At 63.2% G+C, this 20,016-nt stretch carries 16 protein-coding genes; 4 read left to right on the top strand and 12 right to left on the bottom strand.

Annotated features, from left to right (window positions below; genetic code table 11):
• Both NEZ08_RS10560 and NEZ08_RS10555 read right to left on the bottom strand, forming a co-directional pair.
• Positions 1-622, bottom strand: a 622-nt coding sequence (locus NEZ08_RS10560) for a DUF4118 domain-containing protein (protein ID WP_298106594.1), incomplete at its 3' end; no start/stop codon positions are given.
• Between the two features lie 111 nt (positions 623-733).
• Positions 734-1,663, bottom strand: coding sequence for a cytochrome c (locus NEZ08_RS10555; RefSeq protein ID WP_298106593.1), 930 nt, complete (start codon positions 1,661-1,663; stop codon positions 734-736).
• Positions 1,664-1,857: 194 nt separating this feature from the next.
• On the opposite strand from NEZ08_RS10555, the gene NEZ08_RS10550 reads away from it, so the two are divergent.
• Entirely contained in the window at positions 1,858-2,277 is a 420-nt protein-coding gene (locus NEZ08_RS10550; RefSeq protein WP_298106597.1) for a CHRD domain-containing protein, read from the top strand.
• 158 nt (positions 2,278-2,435) lie between these two features.
• On the opposite strand, the gene NEZ08_RS10545 is transcribed toward NEZ08_RS10550, so the two are convergent.
• The 6 genes from NEZ08_RS10545 to NEZ08_RS10520 all read right to left on the bottom strand — a co-directional run bounded on the left by NEZ08_RS10545 (position 2,436) and on the right by NEZ08_RS10520 (position 10,893).
• On the bottom strand, positions 2,436-2,885 hold the full coding sequence (locus NEZ08_RS10545; protein ID WP_298106591.1) for a cytochrome c: 450 nt from the start codon (positions 2,883-2,885) through the stop codon (positions 2,436-2,438).
• Positions 2,886-2,932: 47 nt separating this feature from the next.
• Positions 2,933-5,239 carry a xanthine dehydrogenase family protein molybdopterin-binding subunit gene (locus NEZ08_RS10540; protein ID WP_298106589.1) on the bottom strand — a complete coding sequence of 769 codons (2,307 nt, stop codon included), beginning with the start codon at positions 5,237-5,239 and terminating at the stop codon, positions 2,933-2,935.
• A gap of 94 nt (positions 5,240-5,333) precedes the next feature.
• Positions 5,334-6,863, bottom strand: coding sequence for a murein biosynthesis integral membrane protein MurJ (gene murJ, locus NEZ08_RS10535; RefSeq protein ID WP_298106587.1), 1,530 nt, complete (start codon positions 6,861-6,863; stop codon positions 5,334-5,336).
• 175 nt (positions 6,864-7,038) lie between these two features.
• On the bottom strand, positions 7,039-8,190 hold the full coding sequence (locus NEZ08_RS10530; protein WP_298106585.1) for a DegT/DnrJ/EryC1/StrS aminotransferase family protein: 1,152 nt from the start codon (positions 8,188-8,190) through the stop codon (positions 7,039-7,041).
• A 30-nt stretch (positions 8,191-8,220) separates the two neighbouring features.
• A complete protein-coding gene (locus NEZ08_RS10525) occupies positions 8,221-9,237 on the bottom strand; it encodes a Gfo/Idh/MocA family oxidoreductase (protein WP_298106583.1) in 1,017 nt (338 codons plus the stop codon).
• 243 nt (positions 9,238-9,480) lie between these two features.
• A complete protein-coding gene (locus tag NEZ08_RS10520; RefSeq protein ID WP_298106581.1) occupies positions 9,481-10,893 on the bottom strand; it encodes a mannose-1-phosphate guanylyltransferase/mannose-6-phosphate isomerase in 1,413 nt (470 codons plus the stop codon).
• A gap of 468 nt (positions 10,894-11,361) precedes the next feature.
• On the opposite strand from NEZ08_RS10520, the gene NEZ08_RS10515 reads away from it, so the two are divergent.
• A complete protein-coding gene (locus NEZ08_RS10515) occupies positions 11,362-12,333 on the top strand; it encodes a lysylphosphatidylglycerol synthase transmembrane domain-containing protein (protein ID WP_298106579.1) in 972 nt (323 codons plus the stop codon).
• Positions 12,330-13,361 (top strand): glycosyltransferase family 4 protein, encoded by a 1,032-nt coding sequence (locus NEZ08_RS10510; protein WP_298106578.1) that lies wholly within the window; start codon positions 12,330-12,332, stop codon positions 13,359-13,361. The genes NEZ08_RS10515 and NEZ08_RS10510 overlap by 4 nt, the downstream gene beginning before the upstream one ends.
• Before the next feature lie 98 nt (positions 13,362-13,459).
• Here NEZ08_RS10510 and NEZ08_RS10505 read toward each other — a convergent pair whose 3' ends face one another.
• The 4 genes from NEZ08_RS10505 to rfaD form a co-directional block, all read right to left on the bottom strand.
• On the bottom strand, positions 13,460-15,361 hold the full coding sequence (locus tag NEZ08_RS10505; RefSeq protein WP_298106576.1) for a nucleoside-diphosphate sugar epimerase/dehydratase: 1,902 nt from the start codon (positions 15,359-15,361) through the stop codon (positions 13,460-13,462).
• 90 nt (positions 15,362-15,451) lie between these two features.
• Positions 15,452-16,729 carry an O-antigen ligase gene (locus NEZ08_RS10500; RefSeq protein ID WP_298106574.1) on the bottom strand — a complete coding sequence of 426 codons (1,278 nt, stop codon included), beginning with the start codon at positions 16,727-16,729 and terminating at the stop codon, positions 15,452-15,454.
• A complete protein-coding gene (rfaE1, locus tag NEZ08_RS10495) occupies positions 16,726-18,198 on the bottom strand; it encodes a D-glycero-beta-D-manno-heptose-7-phosphate kinase (protein ID WP_298106571.1) in 1,473 nt (490 codons plus the stop codon). Before rfaE1 ends, NEZ08_RS10500 begins: the two co-directional genes overlap by 4 nt.
• Before the next feature lie 11 nt (positions 18,199-18,209).
• Positions 18,210-19,190 (bottom strand): ADP-glyceromanno-heptose 6-epimerase, encoded by a 981-nt coding sequence (gene rfaD, locus NEZ08_RS10490; RefSeq protein ID WP_298106569.1) that lies wholly within the window; start codon positions 19,188-19,190, stop codon positions 18,210-18,212.
• Positions 19,191-19,482: 292 nt separating this feature from the next.
• Between rfaD and NEZ08_RS10485 the strand changes: the two genes are divergently transcribed.
• On the top strand, positions 19,483-20,016 hold a 534-nt coding region (locus NEZ08_RS10485; RefSeq protein ID WP_298106567.1), incomplete at its 3' end, for a glycosyltransferase family 9 protein.

The following is a 20,016-nucleotide window of genomic DNA, read 5'->3' as shown; positions in this document are numbered from 1 at the left end:
TTCCTGCCAGAACCGAGGCCTCCAGGCCCCCATCCGATGCCGCATCGATCGCAGAAACCGCTTCAGTCGTTGCCAGCAGAGTCCGTCCACCGCTATTGACCGACCAGATCGCCGCCTCGATATTGCCTCCCGATTTCAGCGTCCGCGCAAGGCTCTGAGCGACTTCTGAAGCGCTGGTCGCAACGGCGAGATCGCGGCTCGCCGCGAGCAGCGCGGTGAGCCGGCGAAGTTGATCCGTGACCGCATGCGCGCGGCCGCTGAGTTGGCCCGCCATCGCCCCGACCAGCAGCGCAGCGAGGAGAAAACTCCCCAATACGAAGAGATCCGCAAGTTGGAACGAAAACGCAAAGCGCGGGTCGACCACGAAGAAGTTGTAGGCAAGGAAAGCCGCAACGGCCGCCGTCAGCGCCGGACGTATCCCGGACCAGATGCCGACAATGACGAGCGCCACCATGAACGGCAATGACGTGCTTCGCGGCCCGGCCAACGACAAAGAAATGATGCTGACGAGCGTTGCCGCCGAGATGAGAAGAAAGGCGACAAAATAGCCGCCCGCCCGGCCACGAAACGGGGGTTCCGTTTCGGGAATGATGCTCCAGGCGTTCTGCGCGATCGATCCCATTGGACTTGCTCCTGTCGAGGTCACGCTCACGTGCCGCGACTGATCATGCTCACCGCCTTACGCAAAACCAACTTGCTTGGCTATCCTGTATATCGCGGTCCCACCCGGACCCTACTTTGCCGCCTTCTTCGCCGGTTTCGGCGGACCTTCGACCGGCGCCAACGATTTCACATAGTCGGCGATCGCCGCCGTATCAGTGTCGGGCAATTGTGACGTGTTCTTGATCACCGCCACCATCGATCCCCCGGCGGAGTCCCCGTCGGGCGTCTGCCCGGTCTTGAGAAAATAGTCGATATCCGTGGCGTTCCAGTCGGAGAGCCCTTTCTGGGTGATGTTCGGCACCCAGCCCTCGCCGTCCGGATTGGGGCCGCCGGCAAATCGTTGCGCCGCGATGATGCCGCCCAGGAAATTGCGCGGACTATGGCACTCGGGGCAATGACCGAAGCTGTTCACGAGATAAGCGCCGCGATTCCATTGCACCGAATGCGCGCTGTCGGGCGTAAAGGGACGCGCATTGAAGAACATCAGCTTCCAGATGCCGACGTTGCGGCGGATGTTGAACGGAAACGGCACGTCGTGATCGCGCACCTTGCCGGCTACCTTGGGAAGTGTTGTCAGATAGGCGAACAGGTCCCGGACATCATCGATCCGCGCATGCGCGTAGGACGTATAGGGAAAGGCCGGAAAATAATGTTGACCATCCGGAGAAACGCCGGAGGTCACGGCCGTGACAAAATTCGCCTCGCTCCAGCGACCGATGCCGTCCGTTTCATCCGGGGAAATGTTTGGCGCGTAGAACGTCCCGAACGGCGAATGAATTGCAAGTCCGCCGCCAAGCTTCAAGCGGTCGGGCTGACCCGGCACCGCATGGCAGGAAGCGCAGCCGCCTGCATTGAAAACGACTTTCCCGTTGGCGAGGTCGGGCGTCCGCGCCGCAAGGGCTACACGGCCACCGGACAGGATGAACGGTTCGGTCAGCAGCCAATAGATCGAAAAACCGATGGCGATTGCAACTGCCGCACCAAGGAGGACTCGCCGCATCACTGACCCGTCATTTTAGGCGTGGTCGCGCCGCTCTCACCGCGTGCGTCTTCAGATCGCGGCGGGAGTGTCGGGCCGTCCGACATTTTTCCGGGCTTGGGGCCATTTCCGGGAATAAAATTGGAACCTTGCTGTTGTGAAACTCATACAATGGTGTGCGACAACTACTATCCGCCCACAGGGAGAGAATAATGATGACCAAAACCATGTTTGCCACGCTTGCGCTTGCCACGACGGTTGCCTTTGCCGGGCCGGCCTTCGCCGAGAAGTTCAAGGCGACGCTGAACGGCAAGTCCGAAGTGCCGCCGAACGCCAGCACCGGGACCGGCACGGCCGATATCGACTATGATCCAGCCAGCAAAAAAATCTCCTGGAAACTGACGTATAGCGGACTGACCGGTCCGGCAAAGGCCGCCCATTTTCACGGCCCGGCGGAGCCCGGGAAGAATGCCGGCGTGGTCCTTGCCATCCCCGGCGCGACGCAGAGCCCCGCCGAAGGCAGCGCAACGTTGACGGATGCCCAGGCCGCCGAGCTCGAAGCAGGGAAGCTCTACGTCAACGTTCACACCGAGGCCAATCCGGGCGGTGAAATCCGCGGTCAGGTGACGAAGTAAGTCACCAACCGAGTCTCACGGGCCGCGCAGGTGGGCCACGGACGCGACTCTCTCGCCTGACAGCCGTCCAATTTTGAAGGGGTGAAAGCCATTCGGTTTTCACCCCTCTTTTACCTGCCTTGTTCCTTGGCTCGCGCCGTGGGCAGCGCGCATCCGCCTCAGCTCTTCTTGATCCGGAAGGTCTCGTGGCAATTGCCGCATGCCTTCCCGATCGCCGGCGCGTTGGCCTTCAGCGTGTCGAGATCGGTAATCTTGGCCTTGGCTGCGCTCACGACCTTGGCGAAGTCTTCGATCTTGGCCCGGAACTCGGCCTTGTCTTCCCAGATTTTCGGCGAGACCTCGTATTTGCTGTCCGGAGGATTCATCCCCTTGATGCTATCCGGAAACATGGTCGGAAGCTTCTTGGCGGTCTCCTCGAGTTGCGCAAGCCCGGCCGTCACCGTCGCCTGGTCGTAGGGCTTTTCGCCTTTCACCATTGCGACCATGGCGCCGAGATTTTTCGCATTGGCCTTCATGGTGTCCTGGTTTTGCTTGACCAGGTCCTGCTGTGCGGTGACGGCAGTGGCGCCCAGCAACAAAGCTCCAACAACCAAGGCAGCTCGTATCATCGGTTTGTTTCCCCTTGTTTCGCTATCTCATCTCTCGAGCACCGCTATCACAGGCTATGCCGGCGCTGATGCTCACGGATCGCAATCCAGACCCGCTCCGGTGTCGCAGGCATATCGATGTGATCGATCTTGTACTCGCGCCAGAGCCCTTCGATGATGGCATTGACGACCGCCGGACAGGAGCCGATGGCTCCCGCCTCGCCCGCGCCCTTCACGCCGAGCGGGTTGGTCTTGCACGGCACGTTGTGCGTTTCGAAGATGAAGGACGGGCCGTCGGCTGCCCGCGGCATTGCATAATCCATGAAGGTGCCGGTCTGAAGCTGGCCATCCTTCGCGCTATAGACCGCCTGCTCCATCAAGGCCTGTCCGATCCCTTGCATCGCCCCGCCATGCACCTGGCCGGCGAGCAGCAGCGGATTGAGCGTCACGCCGAAGTCGTCGACGACGACGTAGTTCACGATTTCGATATTGCCGGTGGCTGGATCGATCTCGACTTCGGCAAGATGGGTGCCATTCGGAAACGTACCGTCGGCCGCGGTGAAGGTAGCGCTGCCGTTGAGCTTTGACGGATCGATGCCCGGACGCCTGGCCAGATCCGCAAAGCTGATCGCGCGATCGGTGCCGGCGATGCGAACCGTGCCACCGTCGATCTCCAGATCGGCTGGGCTGGTTTCCAGCGCTTCCGCCGCAATCTCGCGCAAATGCTTGCCCAACTCGCGCGTGGCGCGCTCGACGCAGACACCGCCGGTTGGAATTGCCGAAGAACCGCCGGTGCCAAGCCCGGTGGCTATGCGGTCGGTGTCGCCCTGGAAGACATGGACGCGCTCCGGCAGCAGCCCGAACTGCTCGGCAACGATCTGCGCGTAGGCGGTCTGATGTCCCTGCCCGGTCGACTGCGTGCCGATCAGGACCGACACGTCGCCGTTGGGATCGAGTTCGACCTTCGCGGTTTCCTCGCCCATGGTGCCGCAGACCTCGACATAGCTGGCAAGCCCGATGCCGCGCACGAGGCCCTGCTTCTTCGCCGCCTTGGCACGCTTGGGAAAGTCCTTCCACTGGGCGACTTCCATCGCCCGCTTCAGGTGCGCGGCGAAGTCGCCGGAATCGTAGATTTTCCCGGTCGCGGTCTTGTAGGGCATCGCCCGCGGAGGGATGAAGTTCTTGCGGCGGATCGCATCAACGGTCATGCCGAGCTTTCGCGCGGCGGCATCGACGAGACGCTCGATCACATAAGCCGCCTCGGGACGCCCGGCGCCGCGATAGGCATCGACCGGCACGGTGTTGGTGAAGATGGTGCGGACGCGGCAGTGAAAAGCCTGGATATCGTAAAGACCGGGCAACATGCCGGCACCGCCGTGGGGGATGTACGGCCCGAAGGTCGACAGATACGCCCCCATGTCGCTCATGAGATCGACGTCCATGCCGAGGAACTTTCCGTCTTCGGCCAATGCCATCCGCGCGGTGGTGAAGTTGTCGCGTCCCTGCGCATCGCCTACGAAATGATCGCTGCGATCTGCGGTCCATTTGACCGCGCGGCCAAGTTTTCGCGCGGCGACCGCGGCAAGCGCATATTCCCGGTACGGAAACAGTTTGGTGCCGAACCCGCCGCCGACATCGGGACAGATCACGCGCATTTTTTCCAGCGGGATTTTCAGCACCATGCCGCCGATGATCTCGCGCAATCGATGGCTGCCCTGGCTGCCGATCGTCAGCGTCAGATGGTCGCGCCTGGCATCGTATTCGCAGACCACCGCGCGCGTTTCCATGAAATTGATGACGACCCGCGGATTGACGATGGAAATCTCGGCAACCGCATGCGCCTTGGCAAACGCCGCCTCAGTCGCTTTCTTGTCGCCGATCGAGACATCGAACAGGACGTTGCCGGGATGCTGCGCCCAGACCTGCGGGGCGCCGGCCTTCACGGCGTTGCGAACGCCGGTCACCGCGGCGAGCGGTGTCCACTTCACTTCGATCGCCTCGATGGCATCGCGCGCGGTCTCGACATTATCCGCAACGACGAATGCAACCGCATCGCCAACATGGCGCACTTCATCCCTGACCAGGATCGGATAAGGCGGACCGGTAAAGGGATTGTCCGGGAGATTGAACAGGCATGGCAGATCTCCGAGATCGCCGACGTCTGCCCCGGTGAGGATCAGCGCGACGCCGGGCAGCGCACGGGCGCGCGTGGCATCGATGGTGAACTTTGCATGAGCGTGCGGCGAGCGCAGCACCAGCGCATGCAAGGCCTGGGCGGGGGCGAAGTCATCGGTATAACGGCCCTTGCCGCGAATGAGCGCGTCGTCCTCCTTGCGAAGCACGCTTTGACCGACGCCGAATTTGACGGGAGCCATGCTGTTTCCGTTTCCAACCTGTCGATGATCCAATGGCATATATTGGCGCGGATTGACCGGTCGCGCAAACGTTGCGCTCAGGCAAACCTGAACACTAACCTTTTACCAGCGACATCACCCACCGCCGGCCGAACAGGAGCAGGATCGCGCCTGCGTAAACAATGCCGCCTGCCAGGATCAGCAGCAGAAGCGCAGCTATGTCATGCAGAGCGCTCAAGGTTGAAACATAGGCTGCTGAAAACCTTGCCGTCAGCCACAGTGCCGCGCCCAGCACGACCCCGGCGGCAACGAACCGGCCAACCGAGCGCAGCAGGATGGAATCAAGCTGGAGATGGCCCGCGCGGACCGCAAAGGCGATCACCAGCGACAGGTTGATCCAGGCGCCAATGGCGGTCGCAAAGGCAAGCCCAACCTGCGCCAGCGGGCCGACCAGCACGACCTTCAGGGCGACGTTGACGGCAACGCCGATCAGCGCCGCCTTGACGGGCGTTGCCGTATCGCGGCGCGCATAGAAGGTCGCAACCGCGCTTCGGATCAGCACGAAGGGAATAAGCCCGATCGCGTAGGCGGCAAGCGTCGCGGCCGCTGCCGCGGCGTCACCTTTCGTGAACGCGCCGCGGGCAAACATCGCGCGCATGATCTGGTCGGGCACAACCAGGAAAGCCGTCACGAACGGCACCGACAACAGCAGTGTAAAATCGAAGGCGCGCCGTTGCGCAAGATGCGCGCCCTCGTGATCCTCTGCCGTCAGCCGCCGCGACATCTCCGGCAGCAGCACCGTTCCGACGGCAATGCCGATCACCCCGATCGGGAGCTGGTTGAGACGGTCGGCATAATAGAGCGCCGACAACGCGCCGGCGGGCAGAAAGGTCGCGATGATGGTGTCGGCAAACAGCGCGACCTGGGTACCCATCGAGCCGATGGTGGCGGGCCCGAGCGCACGGAAAAACGCGCGCACATCTTCATCGAACCTGATCGGGGCAAAGCGCGGCAGGCCGCCGTGAGTGCCGAGATCGCCGGCGAGCAGGAAATATTGCAGGAAGCCCGAGATCAAAACGCCCCAGGCCGCCGCGTGGCCCGGCGTCGGAAACCATACCGCAACCGCAAGCGTCGCCATCATCGAAATGTTGAGCAGAATGGACGCTGCCGCTGCGCTGGCGAACCGCTGCATCACGTTGAGGATGCCGCCATAGAGCGTCACCAGTGTGATCAGCAACAGATACGGAAAGGTGATCCGCGTGAGTTCGATGGCAAGCTTGCGCTGTTCGGCATCGTCGGTGAACCCGGGCGCAAGCAAGCTCATCGCCTGCGGCATGAACAGCCAGGCGGCGACCAGCAGAATGGCTTGCGAGACGAACAGGAGCGTGAAGATACGGTTGGCGAACAGGCTCGCAGCCTTCTCTCCTTCCTCACCGCTGACATGGGCATAGGCCGGCACGAAAGCGGCGTTGAAGGCGCCCTCGGCAAAGATCGCCCGGAAATGGTTGGGTAGCCGCAGCGCCACGAAAAACGCATCCGCCGCGGGGCCGGCGCCGAGGATCGCCGCCAGCATGATGTCACGGGCAAACCCCGTCAGCCGCGAAAGAAGCGTGTAGCCGCCGACGGTGAAGATACGACCGAGCATGCGGTGCTTCTAAAGCATGACGGCTTTACATTGAAGCGAAGAAAGCCCTTTTGCCCCGCTTGCCCCAGAGGATTGAGGATCTCCACAGACGGCGCTGGCGGAAAATCCCTCACCCGGATCGCGTCGTTGATGCGATTCGATTACTCCCGGCAACCGAGAAAGGGTGAGCGGAGAGTTAGGCGTTGAAGAAGGCGCGGACCGCCTGGATCACCCGATCCTGGCTCGCTGCATCCAGATAGGCATGCATCGGCAGGCTGATCACATCGGCTGACAGTTGCTCGGAGACCGGCAGCCCGCCGTCGGCGACCGGGTAATCCTTGTACGCGGTCTGCTGATGCATCGACTTCGGATAGTAGATTGCGGTCGGAATGCCCTGTGCCTTCAACGCCGCCGCAAAGCCATCGCGGCTGGTACCGGCAGGCAGGCGGATCGTATATTGCGCCCAGACCGAGGTGTGGCCCTCGGCCAATCGAGGAACCGTAACGATGTTGCCGAGGCCCTGCGCATAGCGTTCTGCGACCTTGTTGCGCGCAGCGATCTCGTCGTCGAATATCTTCAGCTTCTCGATCAGCACCGCGGCCTGAATCGTATCGAGACGTCCGGTAAGGCCGAGACGGACATTGTCGTATTTGTCCGATCCCTGGCCGTGGACGCGGACGCTGCGCAACACGTCCGCAAAGCCGGCATCGTCGGTGAAGATAGCGCCGCCGTCGCCATAGCAGCCGAGCGGTTTTGCGGGAAAGAAGCTGGTCGCTGTGATGATGCCCATGCCACCGAGGCGCCGGCCCTTGTAGCTGGCACCAAAGCCCTGCGCTGCATCGTCCAGCACGAACAGATCCTCGGCTTCCGCCACCGCAAGCACCGCATCGTGATCGGCACTCTGACCGAACAGATCGACCGGGATCACCGCGCGGGGCTTGAGGCCCAAACGCTTCGCGGTCGCAATGCCGCGCTTGAGCGAGGCGACATCGATGTTGAAGGTGGCTTCGTCGACGTCGACGAATACCGGTGTCGCGCCGGTGATGGCGACAGCCTCGCCGGTCGCGCAGAACGTAAACGATGGACAGAGCACGGCATCGCCGGGGCCAACGCCCTTGGCCATCAGCACCATGATCAAGGCATCGGTGCCGCTCGCGCAGGTCACGACATGCCTGGCGTCGCAATAGGCGGCGAGCGCCCCTTCCAGCGCGGTGACTTCCGGGCCGTTGATGAACTGGCAATGCGCCAGCACGCGCGCGACCGCCTGCTCCACCGCTGGACCAAGCCGGCGCCGCTGCGCGGCGATGTCGATGAAGGGAATATTTTCTGGGCGCAGGTGCTGGTTCATGGAGCCTTGGGAAAGTTTGCAAGCCGAAGTTTAGCCGCCGACGAGACGCGGTCCCTTGCGAGGTGGCGCACTTGCCGCAGGCCGCGGCGGAGTTTCCAGACAGCGGATCGCGATCTCGAGGCTGGCGACGCCCTCATCGCCGCTCACCGCCGGATGGCCGCCGCTTCGTACCGCGCGCAGGAACGCGATCAACTCGGCGCGCAACGGCTCGTCATGGCCGACCGGCAGATGGCGCATCGAGTAGCTGCCGTCGGGCTTGAAGCCGAAACATTCCGTCACCTGGCGGGTGAGCAGATCGCCCATGACATATTTGCCGCGCGTCGCAACGGTCACGCTACGGGCTTTGAACGGCGTCAGCCAGTTGGTGTTGATATGGGCGAGCACGCCGGAGGCGGTTCGAAACTGCAAGAGCGCGATGTCCTCCCGCTCGGCGACCGCGCTCGAAAGCTGCGGCTGCACTTCGACGATGTCCGACTCGGTGAACCAGCGGATCAGGTCGATGTCGTGCACGGCAAGATCGATCACAACGCCCACGTTGGACATGCGCGGCGGGAACGGGCCGACCCGGGTGATGCCGATCGAAAGAATGTCTTCTCCCGAGATTGCCTGCTTGATGGCGGCGACCGCCGGGTTGAATCGCTCGACATGTCCGACCATCAGCGTCACGCCCGACTTGCGCGCTGCGGCGACGATCTCGTTGCCCTCGTCGACCGAGGAAGCGATCGGCTTCTCGACCAGGAGGTGGACGTTGCGGGCGATGCAGTCGAGCGCGATTTCGTGATGCAGATGCGTGGGCGCGGCAATCGTCACCGCGTCGATGCCTTCGGCCAGCAATTCATCGACGCTGGCAAAGGCGCGGCAGCCGACCAGTTCGGTGGCGCGCGCACGGTGCTCGGTCAGGGGATCGACGATGCCGACCAGCGTCGTGCCGGGCAGGCCCGCGAGCACGCGGGCGTGGTTGGAACCCATGATGCCCGCGCCGATCACCCCGACGCGAAGCGCTTTCTGTTCGGTCCTCTCGCCCGAAGCGACCGCTTTTGAAGCCATCTATTCCTATCCCCGATACCCCAAAACCAGGTCCGGGCCCCGAAAGGCTTCCCTACCCCGACCGGCCCCGGCAATGCCCGCAAATTGCGGCGCAAATTGTCCCTGCGCCGTAATTCTCTACCACGCCACCATACATGTGGCGAATGATCGGCAACGATGTGCAAACACGTTTTGATTCAAAGAATTACATCGGCCTGAAATGATTCGCCGCTGGTGGTGTGGATTTGACGTTCGAAGCGAGCATCAGGAGCGGCGATAATCGTCCTCGATCCGGATGATGTCGTCCTCGCCAAGATAGCTGCCGGTCTGAACCTCGATCAGGTGAAGCGATATCTTGCCCGGATTCTCGAGCCGGTGGACGGCGCCGATCGGGATATAGATCGATTCGTTCTCATGCACGGTCTTGACCGCCTCGTTCACCGTCACCCGCGCGGCGCCCTGCACCACAATCCAGTGCTCCGAGCGGTGATGGTGCTTCTGCAACGAGAGCCGCCCGCCCGGTTTGACGATGATGCGCTTGACCTGGTGGCGATCGCCCATGTCGACCGACTGGTAGGAACCCCACGGACGATGCACCTTGAGGTGCTCTTCCGTCACCTGCGGGGCAACCGTCTTAAGTTTCGTGACGAGGCGCTTCAGCCCGTTGGCGTCCTTTTGGCGCGACACGAGGATGGCGTCCTGCGTCGCCACCACCACGAGATCGTCGACGCCCTCGAGCGCGACGAGCGCCTTGTCGGTCGAGACGTTGCAGTTGCGGGCATCTTCGAACACGGCGGCGCCTTGCGCGGCATTCCCCTCACCGTCCTTCTCCGACAACTCCCACACTGCCCGCCAGGAGCCGACATCGGACCAGCCGCAGGCGACCGGCACGACGGCCGCACGCGTGGTCTTTTCCATGACCGCATAGTCGATCGAGATCGCCTTTGCCGATCCGAACGCCGGCTCATCCAGCGTCACGAAACCTAGATCGCGCCCCGCCTTGGTGACTGCGTCGGAAACCGCCTGCACACTCGCCGCATCGACGCCGCGATACTCGTCGAGCAGCACGCCAGCGCGGAACATGAAGTTGCCGCTGTTCCAGAGATAGCCGGCCTTGACGTATTCGGCGGCTTTCGCGGCATCCGGCTTCTCGACAAACTGCTTGACCGCGCGAACCTTGCCCGACACCGCCTCGCCCGGATTGATGTAGCCATATTCGGTGGCGGCGCGTTCCGGCGTCACGCCGAAGGTAACGATACGCCCGGCATCCGCGGCGATCAGTCCCTCGCGGCAAGCCGCGACAAAGGCCGCATTGTCGCGCACGACGTGATCGGCGGCGAGCGCCAGCACAACCGCGTCGCTGTCGCGCGTTTGTGCAAAGGCCGCGCCGGCGGCGATCGCAGGCCCGGAATCCCGCCGCATCGGCTCGAGCAGGATATCGGCCTCGCGCCCGATCTCGGCGAGCTGCTCGGCGACCATGAAGCGATACGCCTTATTGGTGATGACGATGGGGCGGTCGAACAACGCCGGATCCGATACCCGCAGAATCGTTTCCTGAAACGTCGAACGTGTGCCGAACAGAGGCAGGAATTGCTTCGGGCGAACCTCCCGCGAGGCTGGCCACAGCCGTGTGCCGGCGCCGCCGCACATGATCAGTGGAACGATTTTTTTGTTCATCAGCGCCTCTTTGTTGGCAGCGGCTCAAGTGTTGGAATTGCGCGACTTCTCTATCCAGAATATCGGGAAAACCGGCAAAGTCCGGTCTTAACCCCTGCGATGGCCAGCAGGCGGCCGATATCCGGCTAGCGCCGCCAAATTGAACTTCCCGTACACAGGCGGCGAACTCCATTCAGGAACTTCAAACAGGAAAAAGCGGCGCCAAACAATAAGTTTGCCTGTGCCCACGACTTTTCGAAGTTCGTCAAAGGTGGGCGCGGAGGCGCAGCACGAACTTCGGAAAGTGGGCGCAGCCTCTTTAGCCGCCCCGCTGCCAGACCCGCAATAGCCGGTGGGCGGATTTGAGCCGGGAAAACCCGCCTATTGCCAGATCGGTCCCAAGACCATACCAAGGCGCAGAAGTCTGGCGCGCGCCGAGTATGGCTCGCGGCCTTCCCAACGTCCCAAAACCCTGTGAATGCAGGCGAAATGCGCCGGATTCTGCTTTCTGCGATCAAGATTCTGGTCTCGGCTGCGCTGCTTTACCTCGCGCTCCGCAAGGCCAATTTCGCCGATCTTGCGTCCCGCATCGATCTGGCCAGCGGGGCCTGGCTCGGCCTTGCTCTGGCGCTGACCTTTTTCCAGATTTTCATCGGCGTGCTTCGCTGGCGCATCGTCAGCGCCCAATGCGGCGCCCCGCTGCGGATCCGGGAAGCCATGCGATACAACGTGATCGGAACTTTTTTCAACCAAACGCTGCCATCCTCGATCGGCGGCGATGCCGTGCGGCTCTGGCTGGTGGCGCGCTCGGGCGCCGGCTGGCGTGCGGCGACCTATTCGATCTTCGTCGACCGCGCCATCGGATTGATTGCACTTGCGATCATCATCGTCGCAAGCCTGCCATGGAGCTACCACCTGATCGGCGATCCCTACGGCCGCTCGGCGCTGGCGCTGGTCGATTTCGCGGCGCTGGCAGGAGGCACCGGCTTTCTCGTGCTTGGCGCGCTGCCCTGGCAGTGGCTGAAGAGGTGGTGGGCGACTCATCATGTCCACGCCTGTGCGGTCATCGCCAACCGGGTCATCTTCAGCAGGAAAAACGCGCCGGCGATCGCGGTGCTTTCATTTATGGTCCACTTTCTCGCGGTGGTGATCGCCTGGTGCGTCGTGCAATCGATCGCCGCGCCCGTGGGATTCAAGCAGATCTTTCTTTTGATTCCGCCCGTCATGCTGATCACCATGCTGCCGATTTCCATTGCCGGCTGGGGCGTCCGCGAAGCCACGATGGGACTGGCGTTCGGCTATGCCGGGCTCGTGACGAGCGAGGGCGTCAACGTCTCGCTGCTCTATGGTGCGGTATCCTTCGTCGCCGGGGCCATCGGCGGGCTGGTGTGGATCTTCTCCGCCGAGAAGGCGGCCAAGGATGCGGTGCCCGTGGAGGCACCGGTCGAGGCCGCGGAATGAACGGGGGACCTGCGGTCCTCGCCATCGCCGAATGGTGGCCAATCCTGCCCGTGGGCGCCGCCGCCGCGATCCTCTCAGCCCTGATCATTCGACTGATCCGGCCGCACCTGCAAAAGCATGCACTGGCAAAGCCGAATGCACGGTCCTCGCACCGTGTTCCGACTCCGCAGGGCGCCGGCATCGCCGTGGTTGCCGCGACGCTGATTGTCGCCGGCTCCGTGCTCTCCGGCCGCGCGCCCGCCGGACTGTTCGGCGCAACGCTGTTCATCGCAGCGCTCGGTTTTGCCGACGATATCAAGCCGGTTCCGGTGCTGCCGCGCCTCGTGCTGCAAGCGATCGCCGTTGGCGCGCTCGTGTTCGCAAGTCCTGCCGAATTTCGCGTCGCCTCGACCGTTCCCTTCTGGATCGAGCGCGGTCTGCTCCTGCTCGCTGGCCTCTGGTTCGTCAATCTCGTCAACTTCATGGACGGCCTCGACTGGATGACGGTCGCCGAGGTCGTGCCGATCACGGCCGCGCTCGCCATCCTGGGCATCCAAGGCGATCTTCCGCTGCCGACCACCATTGTCACTGCAGCGCTTTGCGGCGCGATGATCGGCTTTGCCCCCTTCAACCGGCCGGTCGCGAGCATTTTTCTCGGCGACGTCGGAAGCCTGCCGATCGGGCTCATCGTCGGCTGGAGCCTGTTGCAACTGGCCGGGGAACACCATCTGGCGGCGGCGCTGCTCCTGCCGCTCTATTACCTTGCGGACGCCACGGTCACCCTGCTGCGCCGGATGATGCGCCACGAGCCGTTCTGGGTGGCCCACCGTTCGCATTTCTACCAGCGCGCCACTGATAACGGATTTACCGTCACGCAAGTCGTGAGCGAGGTGTTTGTCCTCAATCTGGTCCTGGCGGCACTTGCAGCGACCTCGATCCGCGCCGGATCGTTGGCGCTGGAAACTGCACTTGTTGCGCTAGGCGGCGCCGCGGTGGCGCTTGTGATGGTGCGGTTTTCACGGCCGCGCAGCAAGCCCGCAGCGATATAAAGCGTTTTCCAGCGAAGCGAAGACTGGTTCGCGCGAAGCAACCGCGTCAAAACGACAATCCAGAGTCCGGCTTTGAGTCAATCAAAACCGGATAGGCTCTAGGCCGCGTTCGAGCCAAACTCCGGCACCGCGTCCTTGAGGATCGCCTTGATCGTGGCGGGATCGTCCGCCTCGATCGCCTGCCTCAGCGCAACCATCCAGTTCTTGAGCGCCTGCATCGGCGGCTCGTTGGGCTTGGCGGCCATCACGCCGGGAAGGCCGATCTCGACGGGCGGCTCTTCACTGGCGAACAGGATTTCGTTGAGCCGCTCGCCCGGCCGCATGCCGGTGAACACGATGTCGACATCGACGCCGGGCTGCAAGCCGGAGAGACGGATCATCCGCTCGGCTAGATCGACGATCTTCACGGGTTGGCCCATGTTGAGCACATAGACCGACACCGAGCGCGGCCCGCCAAGCGCATGCGTTGCCGCCGTGATGACGAGATCGCAAGCTTCGCGGATGGTCATGAAATAACGCACCATCTCGGGATGGGTCACGGTCACGGGCCCACCCGCCTCGATCTGCGCCTTGAACTTCGGCACCACCGAACCGTTGGAAGCCAGCACATTGCCGAACCGCACCGAGATCAGCCGCATGCGCTTGGGCCGCGCCTGCGCGAGATCATGGTCCAGCGCCTGGCAATACATCTCGGCAAAGCGCTTGGTCAGACCCAGCATCGAGACCGGCTCGATGGCCTTGTCGGTCGAAATCATCACCATCGCTTCGGCGCCGGCAGCAAGTGCGGCGTCCGCCACGTTGACCGAGCCGAAGATATTGGTCTTGACCCCCTCGCTCCAGTCGCGCTCAAGAATCGGCACGTGCTTCAGCGCGGCGGCATGGAACACAAGGTCCGGCTTGAACTCAGCCACGAGCCGCAGGATGCGGTCGCGGTCGCGGATATCGGCGATCCGGCCGTCGATCTTCGCCTCGACCTGCTGGGCTGCCAGGGCCTCGGTGACGGCGTAAAGCGCAGGCTCGGAATTCTCGATGATCAGAAGCCGGGCCGCGCCGAAGTCGACAAGGCGCTGGCAAACCTCCGCGCCTATCGAACCGCCGCCGCCGGTAACAATGACGCTCTTGCCTTTGACCAGCGCCTCGAGCCTGCCGTAGTCGATGGTCGTGGTCGGCCGCAGCAGGAGATCCTCGACCGCCACGGGCGCGAGGCGCGGCGCCTCGCCGCCTTCGAGCGACGGCAGCCGGCTCACGATCAGCCGCAGGCGTTTCGCGCGCATCATGAAGGTTTCCGGATGCGCGTCCGCCTCGAAGGCCGAGGGCAGCATCACGGTGCGCGCTATCGGCTTGCCGCGCCGCGCGAAATCGGCGGCGACGTCCTCGACATCATCGATATTGCCGAGCACGGGCACGTTGCGGATCAACTGGCCGCGGTCGGCGACCGAGGGCGAGAGGATGCCGATCGGCCAGATCCGCTTCACAGCACCGCTCTCGATGCCGCGCAGGAGAACTTCCGCGTCCGCCGTGCGGCCGACCAGCAGCGTCGGCGAGGCGTCCTCGGCGCGAGCGTGATGGCGGACCCGCGTATAACGGAAGTAACGGTAGGCAAAGCGCAGCGTGCTGAGCGAGGTTATCTCGAGGAACCAGAACAGGACGATGGTCACCTTGCCGAAGAAAAAGGTGCCGTGCACGTTCGGCGCCACCAGGATGTAATCGAGCACCAGGAGCGCGGTGGCAAGGATCGTGGCGACGCGCAGGATGTTGAGAGCATCCGGCAGCGAGATGAAGCGCCACTTCGTGGTGGTGAGATTGAAGAAAAAGCAGACCGCGACGGCGAGTAGGAGGAAGTACGGCAGGATGCGCAGCATCAATGGCAGGCGCTCGACGAACTGCTCGCCGTCCTCGAAGCGCAGATAGAAGGCCGCCACGAACGCAAAGGCCGTCGCTGCCACGTCGTGCAGGGCGATCAGATAGTTGCGCAAGGTCAGGTGCGACAGACGTGTCATTCGACAACCGCTAGCGGGCGAAAGTCCGTTAAGATTTCGCGGGCCGACCCCGTCATCGCTGATAGCCGATATCGCGGGCGCTGGAAAGCATCAGGAAGCATCGGCCCCTCGCGATGCGGACGCTCCGCTTGCCTTGAGCACGACCCCGCCGGCTATGCCGACGCCGAGCACATACATCCACCCCTCGTGGAAGTCGAAAATGTGGGAGTTGAAAAGCGAGGTGAAGATGTTCTGCACGACGACCAAAAGCCCGATCCAGTTGAACAGGCCCTCGCCCCGAAACATCAGAAGATGGGACAGCCACATTGCATAGAGCACGAGGATGCCGAGCACGCCCCACTGCACCGCCACGTTCAGGGTCTGGTTATGCGGATTGCGGATCACCTCCGCGGCAAGGCCCTTCTGCCCCACGGCTGCCTGGATGAACAACCCCTCGGTCGATCCGGTGCCGTGCCCCACGATCGGTGCCTCGGCGAAAAAGCCCAGCGACTTTTTCCAGAACTCGAGCCGCTCTCCGACCGAACTCACATTACCCTGTTCATAGAGCTGGTATTCACTGCCGAACGACGTGATCTTGGCCCGCAGCGGCGGCGAAGCGACCCAGGCAAGACCCGCCAGCACGGCTGTTGCCACGAGGATGATGATGTTGGTGCGCCAGCGCAGATGGATGAGGCCAAATGCGGCCAGCATGATCGGCATGGTTACGAGCGCAGTTCTCGACACGATGACGAAGATCATGTTGGCCAGGAACCCCATCGAGATCGCAAACAACAGCAAAGCCGGAACAAAGCGCCGCTCACGCAAAAAGGAGAGCACGGGATAGGCAAGCACCACCGCGCACAATGTAAATTCCTGGCTCTGATCTATGTAATTCTTGACGAAAATGCCGCGCGAGGCGAAGTCCTTCGACTTGAGCGACAGATCAGGGAAATAGGCGACGAGCCAGGACATCGCGAGCAGCGCGATGCACGATGCCAGAAAGGCGATGAACACCCACAAGGCTCGTTGCGATCGTGCGAAATGATGGAACAGGAGCGGCAGCAGCAGCAGCTTGGCGGTCGGCGCGACCGCGTAGAAGCGCATGCCCCAACGGGCCTCTGACCACAGCGTGCCAACGAGCGCGAGGAGAAACAGCGCGAGCGGCGCCGCGCAGGCCGGGCGTTTCAGCGACGCCAGCAGCGCCGGCCCATCGAGGGTCGGCAGCATCACGATCACGAGGACGACGGCGAAGATTCCGACCAGCGAGGTCGACCAGGGCAGCGAAGCGGCCAGCAGCACCGCGACGACGTCAGCCGAGGCCATCCAGGCGGCGGGATCGCGCCAGCGTCTCGACAGCAGCGCGCCGATTGGCTCGGCAGCAGCGCTCACGCCTTGCCTCCCCGCGCGCGGTCGACCAGCGAGGTCGTGCTGAAGCCGGCCAGCACGTCGACCAGCATCACCTGCCCGCCATCTGCCTCGACGATCTCGTGACCCACCACCTGCTCGCGTTTATAGTCGCCGCCCTTCACCAGCACGCTCGGCCTGATCTGCTCGATCAATTGCAACGGCGTATCTTCCTGGAAGATCACCACGAGATCGACGGCCTCGAGCGCAGCCAGCACCTCGGCACGCGCCCGCTCGGCCTGCACCGGCCGCGTCTCGCCCTTTAGCCGCTTGACCGAAGCGTCGCTGTTCAGTCCCACGATCAGCCGGTCGCAGGCGCCGCGCGCGGCGGTCAAGACCTTGACGTGACCGGGATGCAGGATGTCGAAGCAGCCATTGGTGAAGCCGATCCGCAAATCCTGCCTGCGCCAGTCGGCGAGCCGCGCCTCCAGCGCCTTGCCGCGCGCTACGATCTTTTCTTCGGCCGCAAGATACGCATGCGGCAGGATCTGCCGGCGAAGCTCGGCGGGGGTCACGGTCGCGGTGCCCTTCTTGCCGACGGCAACCGCCGCCGCCGCGCTGGCGAGGCGCAGCGCATCTTCCCAGCCGGCCCCTGCCCCGCGCGCCACCGCCAGCACCGCCGCCACCGTATCTCCGGCGCCGGAAACGTCGCGCACCCTGACCGGATAGGCCGGCACATGAACCACCTCGCCTTTACGTGGAACCAGTGTCATGCCCTGTTCGCTCTGCGTCACCAGGAGCGCCTCGCAATCGGCGAGTTGCATCACGTCCTGCGCCGCCAGAGCGATGCTCTCGCTGGTGTCAGCGCGGCTTCGGGTCGCCTCCGAAAACTCCTTTCGGTTCGGCGTCAGCAGCGTCGCGCCGCGATAGATCGCAAAGTTGGCGCTCTTGGGGTCGACGATCACGGCCTTGCCGAGCTTGCGCGCAGTGTCGATGACGTTGCGAATCACCCGCGCGGTCAGCACGCCCTTGGCGTAGTCGGACAGCAGCACGACGTCGGTGCGCGGTATCAGCGGCAAGATCGTGTCGATCAGACGCTGCTCGGTTTCGCCCGCAGCCGGGTGAGCCATTTCCCAATCCGCCCGCAGCATATGCGTGCGGAAATGCTCGGAAACAAACCGCACCTTGCGCGTCGTCGGCCGCGCCGCATCAGCGACCAGCACGCTCTCGATCTGCGGTTCCCGGGACAGCGCGGCTTCGAGCTCCGCACCTGCCGCGTCCTCGCCGATCAGGCCGACGAAGATGCATTTGGCACCGAGCGAAGCGATATTGCGCGCGACATTGCCGGCACCGCCGACATTGGTTTCGCTGCGACGCGCGGCGATGACAGGCGCAGGTGCTTCCGGCGAAATCCGCGATACTTCACCGTAGACGAATTCGTCGAGCATGAGGTCGCCGACGCAAAGGATGGTCTGGCCAGCCATTTCACGGTGAAAGGATTCGAAGTCGAACATCGGCTTGCCGTTCAGCGATAGCGATCGGTGGAATCGAGATAGCCCTTGACGTAAAGGCCGACCGCTTCTTCCAGCGACGTGAAGCCGCCGTTATAACCGGCGTGCTGCAAGCGCTCGACCTTGCTCTGGGTGAAATACTGATAGCTGTCGCGGATCGACAAGGGCATGTCGATGTAGCGGATGTTGGGCGAGGCGCCAAGCGCCACATAGGCCGACAGCATGAGATCCCTGAAGGAACGGGCCTGGCCGGTGCCGACGTTGAAAAGGCCCGAGACGGAAGGCGTCGCAAACAGCCACATCACCACCCGCACCACATCGTCGACATAGATGAAGTCGCGCCGCTGGTCGCCGTCGGCGATGCCGTCACGATGCGATTTGAAGAGTTCGACCGTGCGCCCGCACCTGATGTCGTCGAACCGGTGCGCCAGCACGCTCATCATCGTGCCCTTGTGATACTCGTTCGGCCCGAACACGTTGAAGAACTTCAGTCCCGCCCACTGCGGCGGCAGTTTCTCGCCGCACGCGGCGCGGCTGGTCACGGCCATGTCGAACAGGTGCTTGCTCCAGCCATAGAGGTTCATCGGCCGCAAACGTTTGAGCGCCGACAGCGACGGATCATCGTCAAAACCCTGTTCGCCATTTCCATAGGTTGCGGCCGACGAGGCGTAGATGAGCGGCACCGCATGCGCGGTGCACCAGTCGAGGAGCCGCATCGAGAAACGAAAATTGGTCTCGATCACGAGATCGCCGTCGGTTGCAGTGGTCTCGGAGATCGCGCCCATATGGATGACGGCATCGAGACGGCGTCCGTCGAGCCACGACGGGAGCTCAGCCGGCGGCACGATGTCGGCGAGTTGCCGCTTGGCAAGGTTGCGCCATTTGCCGGCATCGCCGAGCGCGTCACAGACGGCCACGTCTGGGCGCCCCGCATCATTGAGCGCGGCCACGATATTCGATCCGATAAAACCGGCTCCACCGGTCACCAGCAGCATTCCGCACCCTACCCTGGAAGATGATCCAGTGCCCCGGTCCTGACATTCGTATGCACTTGCGGCAGGCTCGTTTACGAGTGTCAGAACCAAAAGGGGCGCTGGCAAATATTAGATTCTGGTGTGGTTTTGGGATTTGGCATTTGCTCGCAGAGCTCGGGGCACCACCAAGGCGAATATCAAATCCACCCCACCAGCTTTGCCTTAACCCTGCCCGGCAGGCAACGTCCCCGGCCACATGGTGAAGCCACGCGTGCCTTTACCTTACCGCAAGGAGCCGTTACCGAGGCAGGCCATGGGCAACACCCTCCAACATTTGAACATTGATTCAGACCATTGCGTGGCGGTGGAGAACGCATCCGATACAAGGCCCATTCTGATCATTCCTTATATGTGGATCGGCGACTTCGTCCGCGGCCACAGCGTGGTGCGGGTGCTGAACCAGCGCTTTCCGAAGCGGCCTGTCGACCTCCTGACCACCTCGTTATGCGCGCCTCTGGTCGATTACATGCCCGGGGTGCGCGCCGGCATCACCTGGGACCTGCCGCGCAGCCGCCTTGCGCTCGCCAGACAGTTCGGACTCGCCGCCGAACTCAGGGCACGGAACTACGCCACGGCGTTGGTGCTGCCGCGGACCTGGAAATCGGCGATAGCACCCGCTTTGGCCGGAATTCCCGAGCGCATCGGCTTCGTCGGCGAAGCCAGGTTCGGCCTCATCAATCATTGGCGCTGGGGCGAGAAGGCCCTGCCCCGGTTCCTCGACAAGAACGCCGCGCTGGCGTTGCCCGATGGGGCCACGCGCCCGGCGGAATGGCCGGTGCCACAACTG

Source organism: Bradyrhizobium sp., from assembly GCF_027451485.1.
Lineage (GTDB): Bacteria > Pseudomonadota > Alphaproteobacteria > Rhizobiales > Xanthobacteraceae > Bradyrhizobium.
This window is presented reverse-complemented; position numbering and strand designations above follow the sequence as displayed.

What these genes read in the sequence shown, in the direction of transcription:
- rfaE1 (WP_298106571.1), bottom strand. Translation starts at nt 18,198, where the DNA reads ATGTTCGACTTCGAATCCTTTCACCGTGAAATGGCTGGCCAGACCATC.
- NEZ08_RS10540 (WP_298106589.1), bottom strand. Translation starts at nt 5,239, where the DNA reads ATGGCTCCCGTCAAATTCGGCGTCGGTCAAAGCGTGCTTCGCAAGGAG.
- NEZ08_RS10520 (WP_298106581.1), bottom strand. Translation starts at nt 10,893, where the DNA reads ATGAACAAAAAAATCGTTCCACTGATCATGTGCGGCGGCGCCGGCACA.
- rfaD (WP_298106569.1), bottom strand. Translation starts at nt 19,190, where the DNA reads ATGCTGCTGGTGACCGGTGGAGCCGGTTTTATCGGATCGAATATCGTG.
- NEZ08_RS10505 (WP_298106576.1), bottom strand. Translation starts at nt 15,361, where the DNA reads ATGACACGTCTGTCGCACCTGACCTTGCGCAACTATCTGATCGCCCTG.
- NEZ08_RS10510 (WP_298106578.1), top strand. Translation starts at nt 12,330, where the DNA reads ATGAACGGGGGACCTGCGGTCCTCGCCATCGCCGAATGGTGGCCAATC.
- NEZ08_RS10525 (WP_298106583.1), bottom strand. Translation starts at nt 9,237, where the DNA reads ATGGCTTCAAAAGCGGTCGCTTCGGGCGAGAGGACCGAACAGAAAGCG.
- murJ (WP_298106587.1), bottom strand. Translation starts at nt 6,863, where the DNA reads ATGCTCGGTCGTATCTTCACCGTCGGCGGCTACACGCTTCTTTCGCGG.
- NEZ08_RS10555 (WP_298106593.1), bottom strand. Translation starts at nt 1,663, where the DNA reads ATGCGGCGAGTCCTCCTTGGTGCGGCAGTTGCAATCGCCATCGGTTTT.
- NEZ08_RS10545 (WP_298106591.1), bottom strand. Translation starts at nt 2,885, where the DNA reads ATGATACGAGCTGCCTTGGTTGTTGGAGCTTTGTTGCTGGGCGCCACT.
- NEZ08_RS10530 (WP_298106585.1), bottom strand. Translation starts at nt 8,190, where the DNA reads ATGAACCAGCACCTGCGCCCAGAAAATATTCCCTTCATCGACATCGCC.
- NEZ08_RS10550 (WP_298106597.1), top strand. Translation starts at nt 1,858, where the DNA reads ATGACCAAAACCATGTTTGCCACGCTTGCGCTTGCCACGACGGTTGCC.
- NEZ08_RS10515 (WP_298106579.1), top strand. Translation starts at nt 11,362, where the DNA reads ATGCGCCGGATTCTGCTTTCTGCGATCAAGATTCTGGTCTCGGCTGCG.